5 protein-coding genes are annotated in these 4,201 nt (G+C 41.6%); 4 read left to right on the top strand and 1 reads right to left on the bottom strand.

What is annotated here, in order from left to right; all coding sequences use genetic code 11:
- The first annotated feature begins 257 nt into the window (after positions 1–257).
- The 3 genes from EWV84_RS13520 to queC are packed head-to-tail and all read left to right on the top strand — an operon-like array spanning position 258 to position 1,626.
- Positions 258–575, top strand: coding sequence for a hypothetical protein (locus EWV84_RS13520; protein ID WP_287078396.1), 318 nt, complete (start codon positions 258–260; stop codon positions 573–575).
- Positions 572–934 carry a hypothetical protein gene (locus tag EWV84_RS13515; protein ID WP_002781773.1) on the top strand — a complete coding sequence of 121 codons (363 nt, stop codon included), beginning with the start codon at positions 572–574 and terminating at the stop codon, positions 932–934. Before EWV84_RS13520 ends, EWV84_RS13515 begins: the two co-directional genes overlap by 4 nt.
- Positions 934–1,626 (top strand): 7-cyano-7-deazaguanine synthase QueC, encoded by a 693-nt coding sequence (gene queC / locus EWV84_RS13510; RefSeq protein ID WP_287078395.1) that lies wholly within the window; start codon positions 934–936, stop codon positions 1,624–1,626. Before EWV84_RS13515 ends, queC begins: the two co-directional genes overlap by 1 nt.
- A 26-nt stretch (positions 1,627–1,652) precedes the next feature.
- On the opposite strand, the gene EWV84_RS13505 is transcribed toward queC, so the two are convergent.
- Positions 1,653–2,225 carry a manganese efflux pump MntP gene (locus tag EWV84_RS13505; RefSeq protein WP_193961534.1) on the bottom strand — a complete coding sequence of 191 codons (573 nt, stop codon included), beginning with the start codon at positions 2,223–2,225 and terminating at the stop codon, positions 1,653–1,655.
- Between the two features lie 563 nt (positions 2,226–2,788).
- Here EWV84_RS13505 and EWV84_RS13500 point away from each other — a divergent pair.
- Positions 2,789–3,742, top strand: coding sequence for a branched-chain amino acid ABC transporter permease (locus tag EWV84_RS13500; protein ID WP_287078394.1), 954 nt, complete (start codon positions 2,789–2,791; stop codon positions 3,740–3,742).
- Positions 3,743–4,201 lie beyond the last annotated feature (459 nt).

Genomic DNA, 4,201 nt, shown 5'->3' with positions numbered 1-4,201 from the left:
TTCTTTGCTGATGGATAAAAATGGGTCAGTAACGTTCGCTCAATCCTTTACGGGGTCAGCTTTTCAGCCATATTTTCGTTACCTGACCTCAAAAAATAAGCGAACGGTGAGTCATAATTCCCATCTCCCCACTTCCCCACTTCCCCACTTCATAATTCATAATTCATAATTCCCATCTCCCCACTCCCCACTCCCCACTCCCCAATTCATAATTCATGATTCCCAACCCCTAATTTACTAACAAGAGGTTAAATACTATGTCTAACAACAATTCTGAACGAGTAGTGCGTCGTGGTCGAGTTTTTCCAGAGATTCAAGCTACAGAGGAAGAAAAGGCCAAACATCGCGCCCGACAATTAGAATTTTATCATCGTTGTTGGCCGATTTTTCAGAGTTTACAGCCCCGGTTAATGAAACATTATTATGGTTGGTACATTGCGATCGAACCTGATAGCGGCGATTATTTTATCGATCCCGATCAAGAAGTGGCTAGTAAAAAAGCAAGGGCAAAATATCCCGACAAAATCCATCATATCTTTGGCATTAATGAAACTGGAGTTAGTGGCAGAATATGATTGAAGGGAGATTTGGAACCAAAGGACAAATTTATTTTGATATCGATTTAGTTGGCGATGATGGATTGATTCTACCCGCAGAAGTTATGCTGGATACGGGTTTTACCGAGTTTTTAGCCATAAATAGTCAAGATGCTGACAGTCTTGATTGGCGTTTTTTGCGACAAAATAAATTGATAACCGCTCAAGGAGAAGCATTTTTTGATATATATTTAGGCAGAGTAAGAATTGATGGTCAGGAATACGAAATTCCCGTCTTTGCAGGGGAGGCAATTAAGGAGATTTTGTTAGGTTCGCGGTGGCTAAAACAATTTATCTTAGTAGCTAATTATCAACAAACACAGGTGACATTAGGATAATGACAAAAAAGGCGATTATTTTACTTTCCGGGGGATTAGATTCAGCGACAACAGCAGCGATCGCTCTAGCTGCTGGTTATCAATTAATTGCCCTTTCCTTTCGTTATGGACAAAGACACGAGCGGGAATTAGCGGCGGCGAAAAAAATTGCCAATTTCCTCAATATTAAAGAACATCATCTGATCGAAGTCAATCTATCTTTGTGGGGAGGTTCCGCTTTAACGGATCAATCTATTGCTATTCCCCAAGAGGGAATTAACTCGAATATTATCCCGATTACCTATGTGCCGGGGAGAAATACAGTTTTTATTTCGATCGCTCTTTCTTTAGCGGAAGCAAGGGAAGCGGAGGCGATATATTTAGGAATTAATGCGGTGGATTATTCTGGTTATCCCGATTGTCGTCCCGAGTATTTAGATGCCTTTCAAACTTTAGCTAATTTATCATCGAAAGCGGGTTTAGAAGGGAAAGCACCCCAATTAATTGCCCCTTTAGTGATGGATAGTAAGGTAGATATCGTCCGTCGTGCTGTTAGTTTAGGGGTTCCCATTGCTGATACTTGGTCTTGTTATCAAGGAGAAGTTGAACCCTGCGGTTTATGCGATTCCTGTCGCATCAGAGATCGGGCTTTAATTGAGGCCGGTTATCCCGAATTAGCCACTCCCCTGTTGAAAAACAGCCAGGGAAAATAGGGAGGATAGTGAAAAATGGAGATAATCTAGGCAATTAAATGTTCAATGAGGATTTTACTGCCGATTAATATTAAAACTAAACCGCCGAGAATTTCCACCTTTTGACTAAATAAATTACCGAATTTATGCCCGATAAAAACAGCTATAAAACATAAAGCAAAGGTAATAGAACCGATGACAGTGCAAGCTAAAAGTAAGGGAGTTTTAATCATCGATAGACCCAAACCAACTACTAAAGCATCGATGCTAGTAGCGATCGCTAATCCGATTAAAGTATAGGAATCTAGAGGATTAAATTTTTTTTCCTCGTCATCATTTTGAACAGCTTCGTAGATCATTTTACTGCCGATCGCCCCTAAAATAATAAAAGCGATCCAGTGGTCAAAAGAGGCGAGGAACTCGCGACAAGTTAGACCGATACCCCAACCGATCATCGGCATAATCGCTTGAAATCCCCCAAAAAACAAAGCAATTTTCAAAGCCTTATTAACATGAATATGACGAATCATCAGGCCACTGGTCAGAGAAACGGCCACGGCATCGGCGGCTAATCCCACGGCCACAAAGGAAGTGGTTAAAAGTTCGAGTGAAGTAAACATCTATAGTTGTTTATCCTTTAATTTCCCCTTATCTTAACTAATTTTTACCCAGAAAACTTTCATATTTCTCTCATGATCCTCTCATTTATCTATCATTTCTCTAACCTAAAAATTAACTGCTCGATTAGTGAGCGGATCGAATTGAAAACGTTTAAAACCACATTACTGGTTCCTCACCGATCGCCTGCACCTGATGGAGCGCTTCTGGGGCAAAACTGATGATATACTCAACTTCTAGGACTTTTTCAGCCGCTACTGCGATTTTATCGGGAAATTCAGCACTAGGAGTCCGAGGAACCGGGTTTCGGAGTTAACTAACCAATGCTGCTGTTTCATAAATTCCCCTAAATTTTTTCCAGGACAAAGTTGAGGAAGATACCTTTTCCCATCATCGATCATCCCGTCTGCTTTTAAGGTGGCGAACGCTACCATATAGGAAAAGTGCCCCGTAAAAAATTATGATAATTTCGAGAATTACCAGAGAATCAGAGGGGAGAAAACGGTGATAAAATTAGCTAATTGACTCCAGTAACTTAAGCCCCCAATAACCGCTCACTGAAAATATGGCTGATTTTTTTAACACCTATGGTTTTTTAATTGTTTCAATGATATTTGGAGCCATATTAGGCATTTCAATTTATCTGCCCTTAATGGCCGGTCAATTATCCTTAGCAACCCCCGGTTTTTACGCTTTAGGGGGTTATGTAGCCGCCATTCTTTCTACGAAAGTTTTTACTAATACCGGCAGCAATTATCCCCTGGCTTTGGTCTTTTTAGAAATGTTAATTGCTGGCATTATTTCAGGAATATTAGCCATAGTTTTAGGTATTCCTGTTCTGCGTTTGCGAGGTATCTATTTAGCCATTGCCACGATCGCTTGGGTAGAAATTTTGAGAATTATTGCCCTTAATCTCGAGATAACTGGCGGTGCGGTCGGTATTTTCGCCATTCCCCAACCCTTCACTACTCAATTAGCCTACCTTTGGCTGGCCTTGCCCCTCTTATTCCTAACTATGCTGTTTCTCTACCGGTTAGAAAACATCAAAATTGGTCGGGCATTTAATGCCATTCGTGCCGATGAATTGGCAGCTGCAGCCATGGGAATTAATCCCACCTATCACAAGGTTTTATCCTTCACTTTCGGGGCAGTTTTAGCGGCAGTTGTGGGAGCGGTAAGCGCCCATTTTCTCAATACTTGGAATTCCCGTCAGGGAACTTTTGATGCCAGTATTATTTTCTTGGCTTTCGTTTTAATTGGTGGTTCAAGAACTTTTGTTGGTCCGGTGGTGGGAGGCATTGTTTTAACTGCTTTGCCCGAAGTTTTACGCGCCCTCGGTGGTGTGAATGGTTTACCAATTTGGTTAGGGAATTTCTTGCGCGATGGTCGTTTGATTATTTTTGGAATTTTAATTGTTTTGGGAACGATTTTTTATCCCCAAGGCTTAATTACACCTGAATTAATCAAAAAACTAATGCCTTTTAAAAGACGTTCCTCTCTTAGTCAAGTTGATTCCTAATTACAGCAGAATTGAGTGGACTGCTATGCTATGGATCGACGCAGTTGAAAACTTACAACCAACAGCAGGCAATTTTAAGGATTCGCTATCGCTTGGGAGAAGGAGAGACGGCTGAGTTTCTGGAATCTCAGGTGAAAAGAGAGGGGTTGAGAGGGCAATTGGTGGGTGCTTTCTGAAAAGGTGAGGGAATTGGTGCAGCTGACGGGTTGGGATGGAAACGCCATCAACTGACTGAATGAAGGGGAAATTAATTGCATTTTTGGAGGCAATTTAGCCGACTTTTGGCGATACTAATCCCTCAATTAGGTCTTTCTCCTGAACAAGAAGTTAAAATGTAGCTTTGACATCCTCGCCGCCGTAAAACGGACGGCGATTCCTCACCACGCCACCTTTTTAGAATGGTCGCTGAATGGGGTTGACGCGACCCGGGATGCTGCTTCTTTAACAGAAGTCTTACGC

This window comes from Microcystis sp. M_QC_C_20170808_M3Col (assembly GCF_007095505.1).
Classification (GTDB): Bacteria; Cyanobacteriota; Cyanobacteriia; order Cyanobacteriales; family Microcystaceae; genus Microcystis.
Note: the sequence above shows the minus strand (reverse complement) of the source record. Positions and strands in the feature narration are given on the sequence as shown.

Excerpts from the sequence above, each read along its gene's own strand:
- EWV84_RS13500 (WP_287078394.1), top strand. The coding sequence starts at position 2,789 with ATGGCTGATTTTTTTAACACCTATGGTTTTTTAATTGTTTCAATGATA.
- queC (WP_287078395.1), top strand. The coding sequence starts at position 934 with ATGACAAAAAAGGCGATTATTTTACTTTCCGGGGGATTAGATTCAGCG.
- EWV84_RS13515 (WP_002781773.1), top strand. The coding sequence starts at position 572 with ATGATTGAAGGGAGATTTGGAACCAAAGGACAAATTTATTTTGATATC.
- EWV84_RS13505 (WP_193961534.1), bottom strand. The coding sequence starts at position 2,225 with ATGTTTACTTCACTCGAACTTTTAACCACTTCCTTTGTGGCCGTGGGA.
- EWV84_RS13520 (WP_287078396.1), top strand. The coding sequence starts at position 258 with ATGTCTAACAACAATTCTGAACGAGTAGTGCGTCGTGGTCGAGTTTTT.